Annotated in this window: 15 protein-coding genes; 10 read left to right on the forward strand and 5 right to left on the reverse strand. The window is 65.9% G+C overall.

Features of this window, described 5'->3' with window-relative positions; genetic code table 11:
* The first annotated feature begins 49 nt into the window (after positions 1-49).
* Positions 50-784 (forward strand): enoyl-CoA hydratase/isomerase family protein, encoded by a 735-nt coding sequence (locus G6N27_RS16995; RefSeq protein WP_163777991.1) that lies wholly within the window; start codon positions 50-52, stop codon positions 782-784.
* A complete protein-coding gene (locus G6N27_RS17000) occupies positions 760-1,242 on the forward strand; it encodes an SRPBCC family protein (RefSeq protein ID WP_179963403.1) in 483 nt (160 codons plus the stop codon). Before G6N27_RS16995 ends, G6N27_RS17000 begins: the two co-directional genes overlap by 25 nt.
* Here the strand turns inward: G6N27_RS17000 and G6N27_RS17005 are convergent.
* Genes G6N27_RS17005 through G6N27_RS17025 form a run of 5 tightly spaced genes read right to left on the reverse strand, consistent with a single transcriptional unit; the run spans position 1,224 to position 7,436 of the window.
* Positions 1,224-2,702 (reverse strand): AMP-binding protein, encoded by a 1,479-nt coding sequence (locus G6N27_RS17005; protein WP_163777997.1) that lies wholly within the window; start codon positions 2,700-2,702, stop codon positions 1,224-1,226. The two genes, G6N27_RS17000 and G6N27_RS17005, sit on opposite strands and share 19 nt — an antisense overlap.
* Positions 2,699-3,472, reverse strand: a complete 774-nt coding sequence (locus G6N27_RS17010; protein ID WP_163778000.1) for an SDR family NAD(P)-dependent oxidoreductase — start codon at positions 3,470-3,472, stop codon at positions 2,699-2,701. The genes G6N27_RS17005 and G6N27_RS17010 overlap by 4 nt, the downstream gene beginning before the upstream one ends.
* A gap of 1 nt (position 3,473) precedes the next feature.
* Positions 3,474-5,069: an AMP-binding protein gene (locus tag G6N27_RS17015; protein WP_163778003.1), complete on the reverse strand. Its 1,596-nt coding sequence runs from the start codon at positions 5,067-5,069 to the stop codon at positions 3,474-3,476.
* A 17-nt stretch (positions 5,070-5,086) separates the two neighbouring features.
* Positions 5,087-5,827 (reverse strand): GntR family transcriptional regulator, encoded by a 741-nt coding sequence (locus G6N27_RS17020; RefSeq protein ID WP_163778006.1) that lies wholly within the window; start codon positions 5,825-5,827, stop codon positions 5,087-5,089.
* Complete coding sequence (locus G6N27_RS17025) at positions 5,820-7,436, reverse strand: SMP-30/gluconolactonase/LRE family protein (protein WP_163778009.1); 1,617 nt, start codon at positions 7,434-7,436, stop codon at positions 5,820-5,822. Before G6N27_RS17025 ends, G6N27_RS17020 begins: the two co-directional genes overlap by 8 nt.
* 177 nt (positions 7,437-7,613) lie before the next feature.
* On the opposite strand from G6N27_RS17025, the gene G6N27_RS17030 reads away from it, so the two are divergent.
* Genes G6N27_RS17030 through G6N27_RS17065 form a run of 8 tightly spaced genes read left to right on the forward strand, consistent with a single transcriptional unit; the run spans position 7,614 to position 18,155 of the window.
* Positions 7,614-8,465, forward strand: coding sequence for an SDR family NAD(P)-dependent oxidoreductase (locus tag G6N27_RS17030; protein ID WP_163778013.1), 852 nt, complete (start codon positions 7,614-7,616; stop codon positions 8,463-8,465).
* Complete coding sequence (locus G6N27_RS17035; RefSeq protein ID WP_163778016.1) at positions 8,465-9,829, forward strand: aromatic ring-hydroxylating oxygenase subunit alpha; 1,365 nt, start codon at positions 8,465-8,467, stop codon at positions 9,827-9,829. Before G6N27_RS17030 ends, G6N27_RS17035 begins: the two co-directional genes overlap by 1 nt.
* Positions 9,830-9,834: 5 nt before the next feature.
* Positions 9,835-11,700, forward strand: a complete 1,866-nt coding sequence (locus tag G6N27_RS17040) for a flavin-containing monooxygenase (protein WP_163778018.1) — start codon at positions 9,835-9,837, stop codon at positions 11,698-11,700.
* A 23-nt stretch (positions 11,701-11,723) separates the two neighbouring features.
* The gene (locus tag G6N27_RS17045; RefSeq protein ID WP_179963404.1) at positions 11,724-12,620 is read left to right on the forward strand and encodes an SDR family NAD(P)-dependent oxidoreductase; all 897 of its coding nucleotides are present in this window, start codon (positions 11,724-11,726) and stop codon (positions 12,618-12,620) included.
* Positions 12,613-13,776, forward strand: a complete 1,164-nt coding sequence (locus tag G6N27_RS17050) for a CaiB/BaiF CoA transferase family protein (protein WP_170308176.1) — start codon at positions 12,613-12,615, stop codon at positions 13,774-13,776. Before G6N27_RS17045 ends, G6N27_RS17050 begins: the two co-directional genes overlap by 8 nt.
* Before the next feature lie 44 nt (positions 13,777-13,820).
* The gene (locus G6N27_RS17055; RefSeq protein WP_163778024.1) at positions 13,821-15,533 is read left to right on the forward strand and encodes a thiamine pyrophosphate-binding protein; all 1,713 of its coding nucleotides are present in this window, start codon (positions 13,821-13,823) and stop codon (positions 15,531-15,533) included.
* Positions 15,534-15,548: 15 nt separating this feature from the next.
* Complete coding sequence (locus G6N27_RS17060; protein WP_163778027.1) at positions 15,549-16,970, forward strand: aldehyde dehydrogenase family protein; 1,422 nt, start codon at positions 15,549-15,551, stop codon at positions 16,968-16,970.
* A gap of 24 nt (positions 16,971-16,994) precedes the next feature.
* Entirely contained in the window at positions 16,995-18,155 is a 1,161-nt protein-coding gene (locus G6N27_RS17065) for an NDMA-dependent alcohol dehydrogenase (RefSeq protein WP_264072721.1), read from the forward strand.
* The last annotated feature ends 200 nt before the right edge of the window (positions 18,156-18,355 follow it).

The raw sequence follows: 18,355 nt of genomic DNA on the forward strand, positions 1-18,355 counted from the left end.
TATTCTTCGCCAGCGTAGACCCGCAACGGGGTGGGGGATCGGAGGAGACGTGACAGATCTCGAAACAGCCGACGGCGTCACGATCGTCCGATTCGACAACGCACCGGTCAACGCGCTCGACCTGGACCTGCTTGAAGTCATCATCGCGTCGATGCGCAGCGTCGAGGGACCGGTCGTCCTGACCGGTGCGGGCCGTAGCTTCTCGGCCGGTGTCGACCTGCGCGCCCTCGCCGACGGCGGCACCGACTACGCCGGTCGCTTCGTCACCGCGTTGTCGGAGGCCTTTCTCGCGATCTACGACCACCCGGCGCCGGTGGTCGCGGCGATCAACGGGCACGCGATCGCAGGCGGGTGCGTTCTGGCCATGTGCGCCGACGTGCGACTGATGTCCGGCGGGACGATCGGGCTCACCGAGCTCGCCGTCGGCGTCCCGTTTCCGGTGGCCGCTCTGGAGATCTGCCGCGACGCGATGGGGGTCACTGCGAGTCGCGCGGCGCTGCAGGCCAAGACGATCGACGCGGATACCGCGCTGGCCCGCGGGTGGCTCGACGCGGTCGTTCCCGGCGACGAGGTGGTCGCCCGGGCGGTGACCATCGCCGCAGAGCTGGGTCGATACTCGCCGGCCGCCTTTGCGGCCACCAAGAAGCAACTGCACCGGCCGGTACGCGCCGCGATCGATGCCGGCGCCGCGACCGACGCCGACGTGCGGGCCAGCTGGATATCGGAGGACACCCGCGGCCGCATCAACGCGTTCCTCGAATCGCTCGCCCGCGGCCGCTCGTGAGCCTCTGGATCGCCCACGCCGAACACACGCTGAGTGAGGAGATCCCGGCGCCGCCCGATCAGGTCCGGGATTTCTATGTCGACCTGGAGAACATCAAAGTCGTTCACCCGCTGGTGGTTTCGGTGCAGACGATCGCGCGCGAGGAAACCGCCGACGGTTATCACCAGACCTATCGCGTGCGTGACCGTATTCCGCTGGGGCCGTTGTCGATCGGGATCAGCTATCGGGCGAGTCTCGACGTGCCGGTGCACGGTGACGTGATCACCGAGGCTCGGCAGTTCCCGCGGGTGCGGCTGAACGGTGTCGTGTCGTTCGAGCCGATCGACTCAGGCACTCGCCTCACCGAACGAATCCGGATCGCTGCCCCCCGACTGCTCGCCCCGATGACTGAGGGCGAAGCGGTCAAGGCGCACGCAGCGATGCTGGCCGGCATCCGCAGTCACTTCGAGAGTCGTTGACGCAGATCCTTTTTCAGGACCTTGCCGTAGCTGTTCTTCGGCAGGTCGTCCACGGCCAGATACCGCTTAGGGCGTTTGAAGCGGGCAATCCGCTGCAGCAGATGAGCGTCGAGATCGGCTGTGCTGATCTCATCGGCTCCGCCGATGACGATGAAGGCGACGACGATCTCGCCCCACTCGGCGTCGGGTGCCCCGACCACGCACGCTTCCGACACCGCGGGATGCTCGAGCAGGGCCTCCTCCACCTCGCGTGGATAGATGTTGGACCCGCCGCTGATCACGACATCCTTCGAACGGTCGTGCAGCGTCAGGTACCCGCGCGCGTCGAACGAGCCCATGTCGCCGGTTCGCAGCCAGCCGCCGCGTAACGTCTCGCCAGTGGCCACCGGATTGCGCCAATAACCAGACATCACAACATCACCGCGACAAACGATCTCGCCGATCTCGCCCACCGCAGCCGGTGTGTCGTCGCCGCGCAGCACGGCGACTTCCATACCCGTCCGCGCCCGCCCGACCGACCCAAGGATCGCGTCGTCGGCGTCGTCGTAATCCGCGCGGCGCAATCCGGTGATCGTCATCGGAGACTCGCCCTGGCCGTAGATCTGGGTGAACACCGGACCGAACGCGGCGAGCGCCTTTTTGATGCTGTCCACATACATCGGCCCGCCGCCGTAGACGATGGTCTGCAGTGCGCTCGGCCGCGGGCGGCCTGTCGCGATGACGCGTTGCACCATCGTCGGCGCGAGGAAAGCGCTGGAGCCTGGATGATGCTCGCAAAGATCGAGGAATTCGGCCGGGTCGAATCCGCCGCCCTCGGGGATCACCTGGCGGGCGCCACGCACGACGTAGGCCGGGATGTAAAGCCCCGAGCCGTGCGACATCGGCGCCGCGTGAATCAGGCTGCACCGCTCATCGGGGCTGTCCATGTCTGCGAGATGAGCCACTGTCATCGCCATCAGGTTGCGGTGCGTGAGCATGGCGCCCTTCGACCTGCCGGTTGTGCCGCTGGTGTAGAACAGCCAGGCCAGCGTCGACGGGTCGGTGGTCGGCGCTGCAACCGGGGCGCCGGTGAGCCAGTGTGAGTAGTCTTCTCCCTCAACGTTTTCCACCGGATAGCCGCTGTCCAGCTGGTCGGCAATCGCCTGCGACGCGAAGACGTGCGACACCGACGCATCGTCGAGGATCTGGGCCATCTCACGCGGATGCAGCTTGTAGTTGATCGGTACCGCGACGCATTCGGCGGCCCAGATCCCGTAGAGCAGCTCGACGATCTCTGGGCGGTTCTCGCTGGCGATCGCGATGCGTGCGCCGGCCGGGTACCGCCCGCGCAGGGCGCCCGCCAGTCGCAGCGCGCGGTCCCGCAGTTCCGACCAGGTGCTGCAGCGATGCCGGCCGTGATACACCGCGCCGCGGTCGGGAAACTGCCGCGCGGCCTGATCGAGCAGCGCGAACAGATTCACTTGGCCGTCCACTCCGAGTTCAGGGCGAAGTTCGACAAATACTTGGTCGAGCTCCAGCCGCCGTCGACCACGATGGTCTGGCCGTTGATGAAACTGCCGCCCGGCGAACACAAGAACGCGACCGTGCTGGCCACGTCGTCGACCGTGCCCAGACGCTGATGGGGAGTCATCTCGATCTGCATCCGGCGAAACCGCGGATCCTGCAGGCGCTCTTCGGTCATCGCTGTCTGGATCACGCCGGGAGCGACCGCGTTGCAGCGGATCCCGTGCGCGCCGTACTGGCAGGCGATGTGCGTGGTGAGCGCCGTGAGTCCGCCTTTGGCCGCCGAATACGGACCGCCGCGCAGGCCGCCGACGACGGCGAAGGTCGACGTGATGTTGATGATCGCCGAGCCGGCCTTCATGTGCGGCAATACATCTCGCGCTAGTCGAAACGGTGCGCGCAGCATCACGTTCAGGAAGTAGTCCAAGGTCTCGTCATCGGTGCCGTGCAGCGGGGTCGGATTACCCACTCCGGCGTTGTTGATCAGGAAGTCGACCCGGCCCCAACGTTCGACGGCCGCCGACACGATCCGGGCGGGCCCGTCGTCTGCCGTCACGTCGACCGCAATGGTCTCGACACGGTCGGGATCACCGATGGCTGAAGCCAACTCGGCCAGTCGCTGCTCGTTGCGGCCAGTAGCCAGCACCGCAATGCCTGCTTCGGCCAGCTTGGTCGCGCACCCGAACCCGATACCGCCGCTCGCGCCAGTCACGATCGCTACCTGCATGTCATCCGTCCGTTTTGGTCAGGGCCGACTGGATCTGGTGCTTGAGCACCTTGCCGGCGTCGTTTCTGGGCAGCGCCTGCCAAACCACAACCTGTTCAGGCGCTTTGAAGGTGGCGACGCCCCGGTCTTGCAGGAAGCCGCGCAGGCTCTCGACGTCGGGATGCGACTGGTCGGTGGGTACCACCACAGCGCAGGCCCGCTCCCCGGTGCGGGCATCGGGCAGACCGACGATCGCGATCTCCGCGATACCGGGGTGGCCGATGAGGATGTCTTCGATCTCCTTGGGTGCGATGTTCTCGCCGTTGCGGATGATCACGTCTTTGGCCCTTCCGGTGACGACGAGATAATCGTCGTCGACCCAGCGGGCCAGGTCGCCGGTGCGGAAATATCCGTCGGCGTCGAACGATTCGTCTTCGTCGTCGGGATGCAGGTAGCCGACCAGCATCTGCGGTCCGCGGGCGTGGATCTCACCGGCGGGCCCGCACAACCTGACCTGCGCGAACCCGGGCCGCCCGTCGGTGTCGGCGGCGTGGTCAGCGTCCAGCGGAGCGCCGACCGTCGTCACCGGGACCTCGGTCGACCCGTAAACGCGGGTCACCGCGGCATGCTCGAAATAGCCTGCGGCCCGGCGGATCAGCGACGGGGACACCGATGCCCCACCACAGACGAAGAGTTTGAGTTCGGGCAGACGGGTGCCTGCGCGTTCGGCGGCCGCGAGTAGCTGCTCGAGGAACGGTGTCGCGCCGGCGATATGAGTGCAGCGGTGGGTGGTGATGAGCTCGACGGCGTCGTCGGCGTTCCAGCGATCCATCAGCACCGCGGAGGTGCCGAGCAACAGCGGGCACTCGAATGCGTAAATGGAGCCGCCGATATGCGCGATGGGCGATGGCACCAGGAACCGGTCACCGAGCTGCACCTGCCAGTGGTCGCGAAGCTGGCAGATCAGCGCGTGTAACGAATTATGGCTGTGCAGAACACCTTTCGGCCGACCCGTGGTCCCGGAGGTGTACAGGATCATCCGAATCGCGTCCGGATCGAGCGTCGGCAGCTCGGCCGGTGGGCCGTGCATCAAGGACCCGAAGCTGGTATGGCCGTCGGCCACATCGCCGCGCACCACGACGACCTCGGGCGGAGAGTCCAGTTCGGCGACGACCCGGGTCAGCATCGCCGCATAGTCATGCCGCCCGAAAACCGATGGCACGAATACCATTCGGGTGTTCGCGTCATCGAGGATGAAGCGCAGTTCACGATCCCGCAGCGACGGCAGGATGGGGTTGACCACCATGCCGGCCATCGTCGCCGCCAGGTAGACGACGACCGCCTCGTGCCAATTGGGCAGCATGAACGACACCACGCTGCCGGTGGGCATTCGGCTCAGCATCGCCTGGGCCAGCGCCGTCGCCTGGGCGTACAGATTTTCGCAGTCGACGTGATGGTCGCCGTCGATCACGACCGTTCGTTGCGGGCTGTGCCGCGCGGCCTCGGCGAGCGACTCCGCCAGGGTGCCGTGCACCCACCAGCCACGCGCATAGGCTTCGGCGGCCCGCTCGTCGTCCCAGCGGACTCTTCGCCCACCGATCAGTCTGGTGTTGGACATGCTTGTTTCATCGCAGGTCAGCCGCGGACCCGTCGCATCGTCATCGAGTGACGGAAACGTGCCGCGGGATGCGTGTTGATCGTCACCTGGGCCACTTCGCAGTCCGAGGTGCTGTAGGTCCGGTGCACCTCGAGCGCCGGGGTCCCGGCGTCGACGCTGAGCTGGTCGGCCAGTTCGGTCGACACCAGCACCGCTGCGATCTCCTGGCGCACCCCGACGATGCTCAACCCGAAGAGGTCTTCGATCAGCGGGAAGATCGGACCGGTGTGCCGGGGCAGTAGTCGGCCGACCGCCGCGAATGCCCGGTTGATGTAGTACTCGGTCCGGCACACCGGGAATTCCGCGCCTTCGATCCGGCGAAAGCCCTTGACCACCAACCACTCTTCACCGCTGCCCAGGCCGGTTCGGGTGGCCAGTTCGTTGGTGATGCGGACCATTCCGGTGGATTCGATCGCGAACCGCGCACCGGTCGCGAAGGCCAGCAAGTCGTTGATCGACACCACGTCTTGGACGTAGGAGTCCGAGGAGGGCCGGGGCACCACCATCGTGCCGGCCCGTGGCCGGGATGCGACGAGGTTGTCGTCGCGCAGCCGCCGCAGCGCCTCCCGGACGGTGTATCGGCTGACCGAAAAGCGTTCACACAGTTGATGTTCGGTGGGAAGGTGAGATCCCACCGGGTACACTCCGTCGACGATCTCTTTCCGCAGCGTCCGCGCCACCTGCAGGTAACGGTGGTCGGTGGTTTCGGTGTCAGCCATCGTGGCCGTCCCGTCGAAATGCGAGCACGCTGCCGTCGCCATCGGCCGACACGTACACGGTGCCGTCCGGTCCGGCGGCGATACCGGCGAACGGTCCCTGCGGCCCAGAGAACGGCGGCATGCCCTTGAGCGGTTTGGGATTGACACCGGGTGGAGCGCCCACCGGCAGTCCGGTGGCGATGGTGTGCCGGCTGCCGTCTTCCAGGTCGACGGCGATCAACGCCTTGGCGTCGGCGTCGACGACATAGAGCTGCCTCCCGTCGACCAGGATGCCTTGCGGGCGGACCAATTCGGCGGCCACGGTGTGGACGCCGGATCCCTTGAGCCTGACCACCCGCCCGGCCCCGGCCTCCGAGACCAACCAGCCACCGTCGGGCGCGACCGCCACGCCGACCGGATCATTCAGTCCGGTCGCGACAACGTCGACCTGCCCGTGCCGGATGGACAACACCCGTCCCGTTCCGAGTTCGGCAGCCGCGATGGTGCCGTCGCCGTCGATCGCCACGCCGTACAGCTGGTCGAATCCGTCTGCCAACACCTCACTTTCGCACCTGGCCGGCCGGTACCGGGATACCTGTCCGCCCGAGGTGGTGACGACGAATTCGTCCGGGCCTGCCGGGGCCAGGCCACGGAGGAATCCCGGATAGCCCGGGCTGAACAGCATGCCCACCGTTTGCAACGAGCGATCGGGAAGCAGAACGTAGAAGTACGTCCCGTCGGCGACGTAGAGATTGCCGTCGAAGCCGACGGCCAGGTCCAGCGGCCAGTTCAGTCCACCCGGCAGCACGGTCCGGGTCGCGCCGCCGTCGAGGATCTCGGTGATCTCGCCGGTGAAGTTCGACACGAACAGGCGGTCGCCGACGAACGTGCAATTGTCCAGTCCCGCAGTCAGATCGGCCAGCACGGTCTGCTCGCCGCTGCGGGGGTCGATACGCAACACCTGTCCGCTATGCACCTGAGTCGAGACGATGCGGCCCGCCGAGTCGAACTTCACCGAATCGGGCACGCCGAGACCGGAGGCGACCGTCTCGGGCGTCCCGCCGTCCAGGCCGATGCGCCAGATCTCGTTGGCACCCATCACCGGGAAGTACAGCAAGCCGTCCGGGCCGACCTCCATCGCGTTGGGCGACGGCACATTGTCCAGCAGCACCCGCGGCTCGCCGCCGTTCAGGTCGAGCTCCAGAAGCCTTCCGCCCTCCCGGCATTCACCGATGAACAACCGGCCGTGATGGACGGTGATGCCGTTGGCGGACGGTACGTCGCCGCGTAGCACCCGGGTCCGGCCGTCGGCGCCACGGACGCTGACCCGGCCGTCCATCACCTCGGTCGCGTAGAGGTCGCCGTGCGGGCCGAAGGCCACGTCGTCGGGGGCAATGATGTCGCCGCCCTTGGGGCTGATGGTCTCGAGTCGGCCGCTGTCGACGTCGAGCGCGCTGATCTGGCTACCGGTGACCTGTGCGATGTACACCCGGCCGTCGGGGCCGGTGCGCAGGCCGTTGGCGCCGAACAGCCGGCTCGGCGGGGTGAGCCGCTCCACGCGCCAGCCTTCGGCGAGGGTCGAATCCTCTTTGTCAAAGGCCGCACCTGCGCGGCCTTCTTGCAGCAACATCGGTGTAGACCTCCGGGCCTAGGCGTCGCGGCGGTTCACGTTAGCAACCGCCCGTGGTCCAGACAATAGGCAGGCAAAGCTGAACCGACGGCACTTGACGCTCAGCCATTTGCAGAGAATCATATTCTCAATTATGCACATTCAGCTATTTTGTCCGGACAATTAGGCGAATACATTTTGGCGTCGGATAACCTGCTCAGTCTCGAGCGGCGCGTGGTCATCGTGGCCGGCGCCGCGGGTGGCGGCATCGGCACCACCGTCACGCGGCTGGTCGCCGAAGCCGGCGCGACGGTTGTCGCCGTGAGCCGGTCCAAGGAGAACCTCGACGACCACATCATCCCGCTCGTGCAGCAGGGCCTGTCGATCGTTCCGGTCGCCGCTGACATCGCGACCGAAGACGGTGTCGCCACCGCAATCGAGCAGGCCCAGCGGGTGGACGGTGACCTGCACGGCCTGGTCAACGTGGCGGGCGGGGCGGCGCCGGAAACCTGGATGCCTTCGACCCGGGTGACTCGTAGCAACTGGCGCGATCTGTTCACCCAGAATCTGGAAACCGCGTTCTTCATGAGCCAGGCCGTCGCCGCGGAATTGAAGGCGCACAACCGCCGCGGGTCGATCGTGTCGATCTCGTCGATCAGCGGCATGAACACCGCGCCGTTCCACATCGCCTACGGCACGGCCAAAGCGGCGGTCGCGGCGATGACGCGCACGATGGCCGTCGAATTGGCGCTCGACGACATCCGGGTCAATGCCGTCGCGCCCGGGGTGACCGCGACGCCGGCGTCGCTGACCTACGTCGGCGAGGACGCCGACCGCGACCGTCGCGCCATCGCGATGGGCCGGCGCGGCCGACCGGAGGAGATCGCCGGCGCCATTCTGTTCCTGCTGTCGGACCTGTCCAGCTACATCACCGGGCAGACCTTGCTGGTGGACGGCGGCCTGGACCTCAAATGGTCGCATCTGGACGCCGACAACACCTCGCTATTTCTCAAGGACGAGTCCTTCCGAGCGGCGATAAGGAGACCGTGATGACCGACATCAAAGTCGAAGCGCCCGAGCAGCTTTCCGCACCGGTGACGATCGGCGTCGAGGCGTATCTGTCCGAGGACTACGCCCGCGCCGAGCGAGACAGGCTGTGGCGCAAGGTGTGGCAGCACGTGGGCCGGGTGGAAGAACTGCCGGAAGTCGGCAGCTATCTGACCTACGACATCCTCGACGACTCGATCATCGTGGTGCGCAGCGGCGACAACGAATTTCGGGCCCACCACAACGTCTGCATGCACCGCGGCCGACGACTGATCGATACCCCCGACGGTGCCAAGAACGCCTGCGGCCGGGCTCGCAAGTCGTTCGTCTGCGGCTTTCACGGCTGGACCTACGGCCTGGATGGTGCGTGCACGCATATTCGCGAACAGCAGGACTGGCGGGAAGCGCTGAACCCCGACAACACCCACCTGCGGGCAGTCAACGTCGACACCTGGGGCGGCTGGCTGTGGATCAACATGGATCCCGACTGCGAGCCGCTGGCCGACTATCTGTTTCCGGCCGCAAAGATTCTCGACCCGTTCGGTTTGGAAAACATGCGCTTCAAGTGGCGCAAATGGCTGAATTTCGACTGCAATTGGAAAGTGGCGCTGGAGGCCTTCAACGAGACCTACCACGTTTTCACGACGCACCCGGAGTTCAACAAGTTCGGCGAATTCAAAGGCTGGGCCAAGGCGCAGGGCAAGCACAGCAACATCGGCTATGACGCTCCAAAAGACTTGGAAGCCACCAAGTCCAAGATCCGGCTCGGCACAGGCGCCGATCCCCGCGTCTCGACCGCGCAGATGCAGGTGTACACGATGGAGGAAACCAACGCCACCACCACCCAGACGCTGGTCAACGCCGCCAAGCGACTGGTCGACGAATTGCCCGAGGGCACACCGGCCGACAAGGTTCTCGAGCATTGGCTCGCGTCGGCGCGCCGCGACGATGAGGCACGCGGTGTCATCTGGCCGACGATCCCGGCCGACATCCTCGGACAGGCCGGCACCGCGTGGCAGGTGTTCCCGAACTTCCAGATCGGCCAAGGCCTGACCAGCGCGCTGTGCTATGGCGCGCGGCCAGACCCGAGCTACAACCCCGACAAGTGCATCTTCGAAGTCTCGGTATTCGAGTTGTACCCGAAAGATGAAGAGCCCGAGACGGATTGGGAATACACCCCGGTGGGTGATCCCCGGTGGCGCTCAGTACTACCGCAGGACTTCTCCAACATGGCCGCGGTGCAGCAGGGCATGAAATCACTCGGCTTCCCCGGCACCAAGCCCAACCCCTACCGCGAACGAAGCACGGTCAACCTGCACTACCAACTGTCGAAATACATGGGCACCGGCGAACCACAGGAGCTTTGAGACAGATGACCCAGTTGGATGGGCGGCCTGACACCTGCGGGCCCACCGATGTACCGCAGGACGTCGACATAGACGCGATGCGGGCCAAGTACGCCCAGGAGCGCGAGAAGCGCCTCCGCAAGGACGGCGGCGCGCAGTACCTCGAACTCGACGGTGACCTGGCCGACCTCTACGAGGTAGACCCGTACACCCCGGTGGCCGACCGCGCCCCGATCGACGAGGACATCGAGGTGGTCGTCCTCGGGGGCGGGTTCGCCGGATTGTTGTCGGGCGCATACCTGAAAAAGGCCGGCGTGCAAGATGTTCGGGTCATCGACATGGCCGGGGACTTCGGCGGAGTGTGGTACTGGAACCGCTTCCCGGGCATCCAGTGCGACAACGATGCCTACTGCTACATCCCGATGCTCGAGGAACTCAGCTTCTTGCCGAGCAAGAAGTTCGCCGACGGCGCCGAGATCTTCGCGCACTGCCAGGCCATGGGCAAACACTTCGACCTCTACGACGGCGCGATCTTCTCCACCCAGGTCGAGACCATGCGCTGGGACGAGGAGATCAAGCGCTGGCGGCTGACCACCAACCGCGGTGACGACATCCGCGCGCGGTTCGTGGTGATGGCGCAGGGCTCGTACAACAAGCCCAAGTTGCCCGGTATCCCCGGTATCAAGGAGTACCTGGACGCCGGCGGCCACGCGTTCCATTCCGCGCGCTGGGATTACGACTACACCGGCGGGGATGCCGGCGGCGGCCTGCACAAGCTGGCCGACAAGCGGGTCGCACTCGTCGGCACGGGGGCTACCGGCGTCCAGTTGGTGCCACATCTCGGCCGGGATGCCCAGCAGCTCTTCGTGTTCCAGCGCACCCCGTCGTCGGTGGACATGCGCGCCAACACGCCCACCGACCCAGCCTGGGCGGCGACCCTGCAGCCCGGGTGGCAGGAGGAGCGCAAGCGTAACTTCCACAACTGGTCACCGTTTGTCGGGGTGGTCTTCGGCGAACCGGATCTGGTGTGCGACTTCTGGACCGAATTAGGCCGCAACATGACCGCCCGGATTGCCGCCAGCCCGGATCCCGCCTCGCTGGGGATCGAGCAGATGATGCTGATCCGGGAAGAAGAGGACTACAAGATCATGGAGCGGCTGCGGCGGCGGGTGGCCGCCCTGGTCGCCGACCCCGACACCGCCGAGGCGCTCAAGCCGTACTACCGCTTCATGTGCAAGCGGCCGTGTTCGAGCGAGACGTACCTGCCGGCGTTCAACCTGTCCAACGTGACGTTGGTGGACGTGTCGGAATCCAAAGGCGTGGAACGTCTGACGGAGAAGGGCATTGTCGCCAACGGCGTCGAGTACGAGGTCAATTGCGTCGTATTCGCCAGCGGGTTCGAGATCTCCACGGAGATCAGTCGGCGCTTCGCGGTCGACGTCATCGAGGGCCGAGGCGGGCAGTCGCTGTTCGACTACTGGCACGACAGGTACCAGACGCTGCACGGCATGACCACCCGCGGATTCCCCAACCAGTTCTTCACCGGCTTCATCCAGGGCGGCGTCTCGGCCAACACCACTGCGATGTTCGAGCAACAGGCCGAGCACATCGCCTACATCATCGCCGAGGCGCAGAACCGCGGCGCGACCACCGTCGAACCCAGTCAGGAGGGTCAGGACGGCTGGGTCGCAGCGGTCGCCGAACTCGCAATCGACAACTCGGCCTTCGAGATGTCCTGCACCCCTGGCTATTACAACAACGAGGGTCAGGGTGGCGCCAAAGACAATGGTGCGTTCCTCGGTGATTTCTACTCGCCGGGCTTCTACGCTTTCGGCGACCTGATCGCCGAGTGGCGCGCCAGGGGTGACCTGGAAGGCCTTGAGCTTTCGTGAGCGAGTTGCGGTTTGACGACCGGGTGGCCGTGGTGACCGGTGCCGGACGCGGGCTGGGATGCGCTTACGCCCGCCTGCTCGCCGAGCGTGGAGCGAAGGTCGTCGTCAACGACGTCGGCGGCAGCCTGGCCGGCCACGGGGTCGACGCCGGGCCGGCCGAGCAGGTCGTCGATGCGATCAGGGCAGCCGGGGGAGAAGCCGTCGCCTGCACCGCGTCGGTCGCCACCCGCGACGGCGCCGAGGCCATCGTGCAGACCGCGATCGAGCGCTACGGCCGCATCGACATCCTGATCCACAACGCCGGCAACGTGCGGCGGGGAACGCTGAAGGAGATGAGCTACGACGACTTCGACGCGGTGCTCGACGTGCACTTGCGCGGCGCATTCAGCGTTGTGCGGCAGTCATTTCCAGTAATGTGTGCGGCCGGATACGGGCGGATCGTGCTGACCTCGTCGATCGGCGGCCTGTACGGCAACCACGGCGTCGCCAACTATGCGGCAGCCAAGGCCGGCATCATCGGGCTCTCGGCTGTCGCAGCTCTCGAGGGCGCCGCCGAGGGCGTGAAGTCGAACGTGATCGTGCCGGCCGCGGTCACCAGGATGGCCGAGGGGATCGACACGTCGGCCTATCCGCCGATGGGCCCCGAGCTCGTCGCACCGGTGGTGGGCTGGCTGGCACACGAATCCTGTTCGGTGAGCGGCGAAATGTTCATCGCGCTGGCGGGCCGGGTGGCCCGGGCGGTCTTCGCCGAGAGCCCCGGTGTGCACCGTCCGTCCTGGACAGTCGACGACGTGGGTGAGCATCTCGACTCGATTCGAAACATCGAGGCGCCGTTGGTTTTTCCTGTCTTGCCTGACGGGCACAACGACCACATCCGGTACAGCTTCGGCATGGCCGCCCAACAGGCCCACCATGCCTAGCGGACCGCTGGCCGGGGTGCGGGTGATCGACCTCACCGCGATGGTGATGGGGCCGTATTGCACGCAGATCATGGCAGACATGGGCGCTGACGTGATCAAAGTCGAACCGCCACAAGGTGATGACACGCGTTACGTCTCGGTCGGCCCGGTGCCGGGCATGAGCGGCGTTTTCGTCAACGTCAACCGCGGCAAGCGCAGCGTGGTGCTGGACCTGCAGACCGACCCCGGAACACGGGCGCTGCGCGCACTTCTCGAGACCGCGGACGTGTTCATCCACTCGATGCGCGCCAGGGCCATCGCCAAACTCGGCTTCGGCTACGACGACGTGGCGGCGATCAACCCCGGGATCGTCTACACCAACTGCTACGGATACGGGCGCCGTGGACCCGACCGCGACCGACCCGCCTACGACGACACCATCCAGGCCGAATGCGGCCTGCCGGCGGTCCAACAGCAACTGACCGGCGAAGCTGATTACGTCGGAACGATCATCGCCGACAAGGTCACCGGGCTCACCGCGCTGTATGCCACGACCATGGCGCTATTCCACCGTGAACGCACCGGGGAGGGCCAGGAAGTCGAGGTCGCCATGTTCGAAACCATGGCGTCGTTCATGCTCGTCGAGCACGCCAACGGCGCACTGTTCGACCCGCCCCTGGGACCCGCGATGTATCCGCGCACCGTGGCGCCCAACCGGCGTCCCTACCGCACCAGCGACGGCCACATCGCCGCGCTGATCTACAACGACAAGCATTGGAATGCGTTCGTCGACGCCGTCCGCCCGCCGTGGGCGAACGAGAGCTACGCCACGCTCGCGCAGCGTGCCGGTCAGATAGACATCATCTACGGGCTGCTGGCCGAGACGATGAAACAACGCTCGACGCAGGAATGGCTGGATCTGCTGCGCGAACTCGAGATACCGGCCGCACCGTTGAACACGCCCGGTGCGCTGTTCGACGATCCACACCTCAACGCCGTCGGCATGTTCGAAACGGTGGATACCCCGTACGGACCGGTGCGCTTCCCGGGCGTACCCACCTGGTTCTCGCACACGCCGGGCCGGGTCGCAGGGCCGGCGCCGGAACTCGGCGCAGACACCGCGGCGATCCTCGACGAGCTGGGCCTGGCGGTCGACGGTGTGGCGGGCTCGGGATAGCGCTTACCCAACGAAATATATTGCTAACGAAGGAGCTTCGAACAATGGCCGTTCCGGTCTACAAGCGCATACTCGACTTGTTCGAGGCCGAGGGCGTCAACACGCTGTTCGGCATCCCGGACCCGAACTTCGTGCACATGTTCGCAGAGGCCGACGCTCGCGGGTGGTCGGTGGTGGCGCCGCATCACGAACTGAGCGCGGGATTCATGGCCGAGGCGGCGTCACGCATGACGGGCAAGCCCGGCTTGTGCATCGGCACGCTCGGCCCGGGCATGGCCAATATCGCCGGGGCGATTCAGTGCGCGCTCGTCGAGAACTCACCGGTGATCTTCCTCGGTGGGCAGCGGGCCCGCGTCACCGAGCGCCGGGTGCGGCGCGGCCGTATCCAATTCGTCCAGCAGGAACCGCTTTTCGCCGCATCGGTGAAGTACAGCAGCTCGATCGAGTACGCCGACCAGACCGACGAGATCATCCACGAGGCCATCCGCAGGGCGATGTCCGGCACTCCGGGGCCGTCCTACGTCGAGTTCCCGTCGCACGTGATCCTCGAGGAGCTCGATGTCGCCGAGGCGCCGAGCCCGTCGAGTTACCGGCTGGTCAGCCAGGGCGCCGGTACCCGCGAGGTGGCCGAGGCGGTCAAGCTGATCCGCGAGGCCAAGAGCCCGATCCTGCTGGTGGGCCACGGCGTGCACACCTCACGTACCCAACAGGAGGTCAAGGAGCTGGCCGAGCTGATGGCCTGCCCGGTGATTCAGACCTCCGGCGGGACCTCGTTCATTCCGGGATTGCAGGAGCGGACGTTCCCCTACCTGTTCTCACCGGCCGCCAACGAGGCAGTCGAGGAATCCGACCTGTGCGTTGCGCTGGGTACTGAACTCGGTGAGCCGATGCACTACGGCCGGACCCAGCATTGGGCCGGCAACGACGCGAACCGCAAATGGGTGTACGTGGAGCAGGACCCGACCGCCATCGGCGTCAACCGCCGGTTCGACGTGGCGCTGGTCGGCGATCTGCGCGGTGTGGTGCCGCAGCTGGTCGAGGCGCTCAAGGATGCTCCGCGCAAACCCGCACCCGCGCTGCAGGTCCTGATCGAAAAGGATGCGAAAGAGCTTGCGGACATGGCGGAATCGGCGCCGTCCGGACGCTCACCGATCCACCCGGCGCGCTACGTCGTCGAGGCCACCAAGGCGTTCAACGAACTCGAGCACGGCATCTTGGTGCGCGACGGCGGCGCGACCGTGATCTTCCAGTGGACCTATTCGCAGTCCAAGCCGCGCGACGTCATCTGGAACCAGAACTTCGGCCACCTCGGCACCGGCCTGCCGTACGCGGTCGGGGCATCGGTGGCCGAGGGCGGTAAGCGCCCGGTGATGCTGTTGACCAGCGATTCGGCGTTCCTTTTCCATATCGCCGAGCTGGAAACCGCTGCGCGCCAGAATCTTCCGCTGGTGTGCGTGGTCGGCGTGGACCACCAGTGGGGCCTCGAGGTGGGTGTGTACAAGCGCACCTTCACCCAGCCGTCGCCGCAGCCCGGTGTGCACTGGAGCAAGGACGTCCGGATGGACAAGGTCGCCGAGGGCTTCGGTTGCCACGGTGAGTACGTCGAGAAGGAAGAGGAGATCGTCCCGGCGATCGCCCGCGCCTACGCCAGTGGCAAAGTCGGGGTGGTGCACGTGTGCATCGACCCGAAGGCCAACTCCGAGGAAATGCCCAAGTACGACCGATTCCGGACCTGGTACGCCGAAGGCACCCAGTAAGAGAAGGATGATCCAATGCGCGAATACCTGAAGTTCTACATCGACGGACAGTGGGTCGACCCGTTGCGGCCCAACACTTTTGACGTCGACAACCCGGTGACCGAGCAGGTATCCGGAAAGATCTCGCTGGGGTCGGCGGCCGATGTCGACCTGGCGGTCCAAGCCGCCCGGCGAGCCTTCGCGAGTTGGTCGCAAAGCACCCGCGAGCAGCGCCTGGACCTGCTGCAGGCCATCCTCGCCGAATACCAGAAGCGCGCCGACGATCTCGCCGAGGCGGTCACCGAGGAAATCGGGGCGCCGCCTTCGTTGGCGGCCGGACCGCAGGTCTTTCTCGGGATCGCGCATCTCAACACGGCCATCGACGTGCTGAAGAACTTTCCGTTCGAGGAGCACCACGGTCAGACCCTGATCGCCAAAGAGCCGATCGGCGTCTGCGGTTTGATCACGCCCTGGAACTGGCCGATCAACCAGGTCGCGGTCAAGGTCTACCCGGCGTTGGCGACCGGTTGCACCGTGATCCTGAAACCATCAGAAGTTGCGCCGTATTCGCCCTACATCTTCGCCGAGATCCTGGACGCCGCAGGTGTGCCGGCCGGGGTGTTCAACCTCGTCAACGGTGACGGCGCGGGCGTGGGTGTGGCGCTGGCGAGCCATCCCGACATCGACATGGTGTCGTTCACCGGCTCCACCCGCGCCGGTGTCGAGGTGGCCAAGAATGCCGCCTCGACGGTGAAGCGAGTAACCCAAGAACTCGGCGGCAAGAGCCCCAACATCGTCCTCGACGACAGTGGCTTTGCTCAGAGTGTCAGCGCCGGTGTGGCCAACATGATGCCGAACTCCGGGCAGAGTTGTAACGCGCCATCACGCATGCTGGTCCCGAATTCGCGTATGGACGAAGCCATGACGATCGCTCGCGAGGCCGCCCAGAAGGTCAAGGTTGGTGGCGACGATGCGACCGCGATCGGGCCGGTCGCGTCGAAGGCCCAATTCGACAAGGTGCAGGGACTGATCCAGAAAGGCATCGACGAGGGCGCGACCGTGGTCGCCGGCGGTCCGGGACGACCCGCCGGGTTGGACACCGGGTACTACGTCAAGCCGACCGTCTTCGCGAACGTCACCAACGACATGACGATTGCGCGCGAGGAGATCTTCGGGCCGGTGTTGTGCATCCTCGGTTACGACGATCTCGACCAGGCCGTCGAGATCGCCAACGATACCGAATACGGTTTGGCCGGTTACGTTTCGGGGGCCGACCTCGAGAAAGCTCGCGACATTGCCCGCAAGATCCGGGCCGGGTGGGTGACGATCAACCATGCTTTCGACCTGAACGCGCCGTTCGGCGGCTACAAGCGCAGCGGCAACGGTCGGGAGTGGAGTGAGGCCGGCTTCCAGGAGTACTTAGAGGTCAAGAGCACATTGGGATACGCGCCCGAATAGCCGCAGCCACCAAGGGAGATCGCTATGAAGTGTCGTGCTGCAGTGCTGCGCGGGGTCGGGCAGGACTGGGAGATCCGCGAGGTCGATCTCGATCCGCCGCACGCCGGTGAAGTCCTGGTGCGGATGGTCGTTGCCGGCATCTGCCACTCCGATGACCACCTTGTCACCGGCGACGTGTTGCCGACCCCCGAGGTGCGGGCCTCAACCGGTATCCCCGAGCCGGACTGGTTTCCGATGCTCGGTGGTCACGAGGGCGCTGGTGTCGTCGAAGAAGTCGGCCCGGGCGTGACGACGCTGCAGCCGGGGGACCACGTGGCGATGTCGTTCATTCCGGCCTGCGGCAGTTGCCGGTTCTGTGTGAACGGTCAGAGCTACATCTGCGACGCCGGCGCAAGCTTGTTCTCCAGGGAGATGCCCACCGACGGAACCTGTCGTCGTCATCTCGGCGACGAAAACCTGATGGCTTACGGTCAACTCGGCACCTTCGCGGAGTACGCGGTGCTCACCGAACGGTCGGTCATCAAGATCGACGACGCGATCCCGTTCCATGCGGCCTCGCTGGTGTCGTGCGGCGTCAGCACCGGCTGGGGCTCCGCAACGGTGTCGGCGGGCACCGAGCCCGGTGACACCGTCGTCGTCATCGGTACCGGTGGTGTCGGGATGAATGCGCTGCAAGGCGCGCGCGCGGCCGGCGCGACGTATGTCGTCGCGGTGGACCCGGTTGAGTCCAAGCGGGATTCGGCGAAGATCTTCGGCGCCACGCACACCGCCGTCTCTGCGCAGGAGGCGATACCGGTGGTCACCGACATCACCGCCGGCGTGATGGCCGACCGCGTCATCTTGACGCCTGGTGTTCTGCACGCGGACTTGATCCCGTTGGCCATGCGGCTGCTTCGCAAGGGCGGAACCTGCGTGGTCACCGGCATCACCCCCTACACCGAGCCGGTGGTTCCGCTGATCCTGCAGGAGATGGTGCTGTCGTCCAAGCAACTCAAGGGTGCGCTCTACGGCGGGATGAATCCGCGCACGAGCGTGCCGTTGCTGTTGTCGATGTATCAGGCGGGTGCATTGAAGCTCGACGAGCTGGTGACCCGCCACTACGAGCTGGACCAGATCAACGAGGCGTTCCTTGACCTGCGTGAAGGCCGCAACATTCGCGGCATCATCGATTTCGCCGGGCTCTAAAGCCGAAGTGGCATAGCCGATTCGCGGCTGCATTCTTTCGGCTTCGGCCGCGCCGTGTCTGCGGCTGATGGGGCTGCTGTGACCCTAAACTGACCCGTGAAATCAGTAGGGAGGGGCACCGCAGTATCGCCGGCAAAATGGGCGCCGACCAGGACATTGGTCGCAGCGCTGGGAAGGTGAGCAGTCAACCGGCCGGGGCG

The sequence above is a fragment of the Mycobacterium cookii genome (assembly GCF_010727945.1).
Lineage (GTDB): Bacteria > Actinomycetota > Actinomycetes > Mycobacteriales > Mycobacteriaceae > Mycobacterium > Mycobacterium cookii.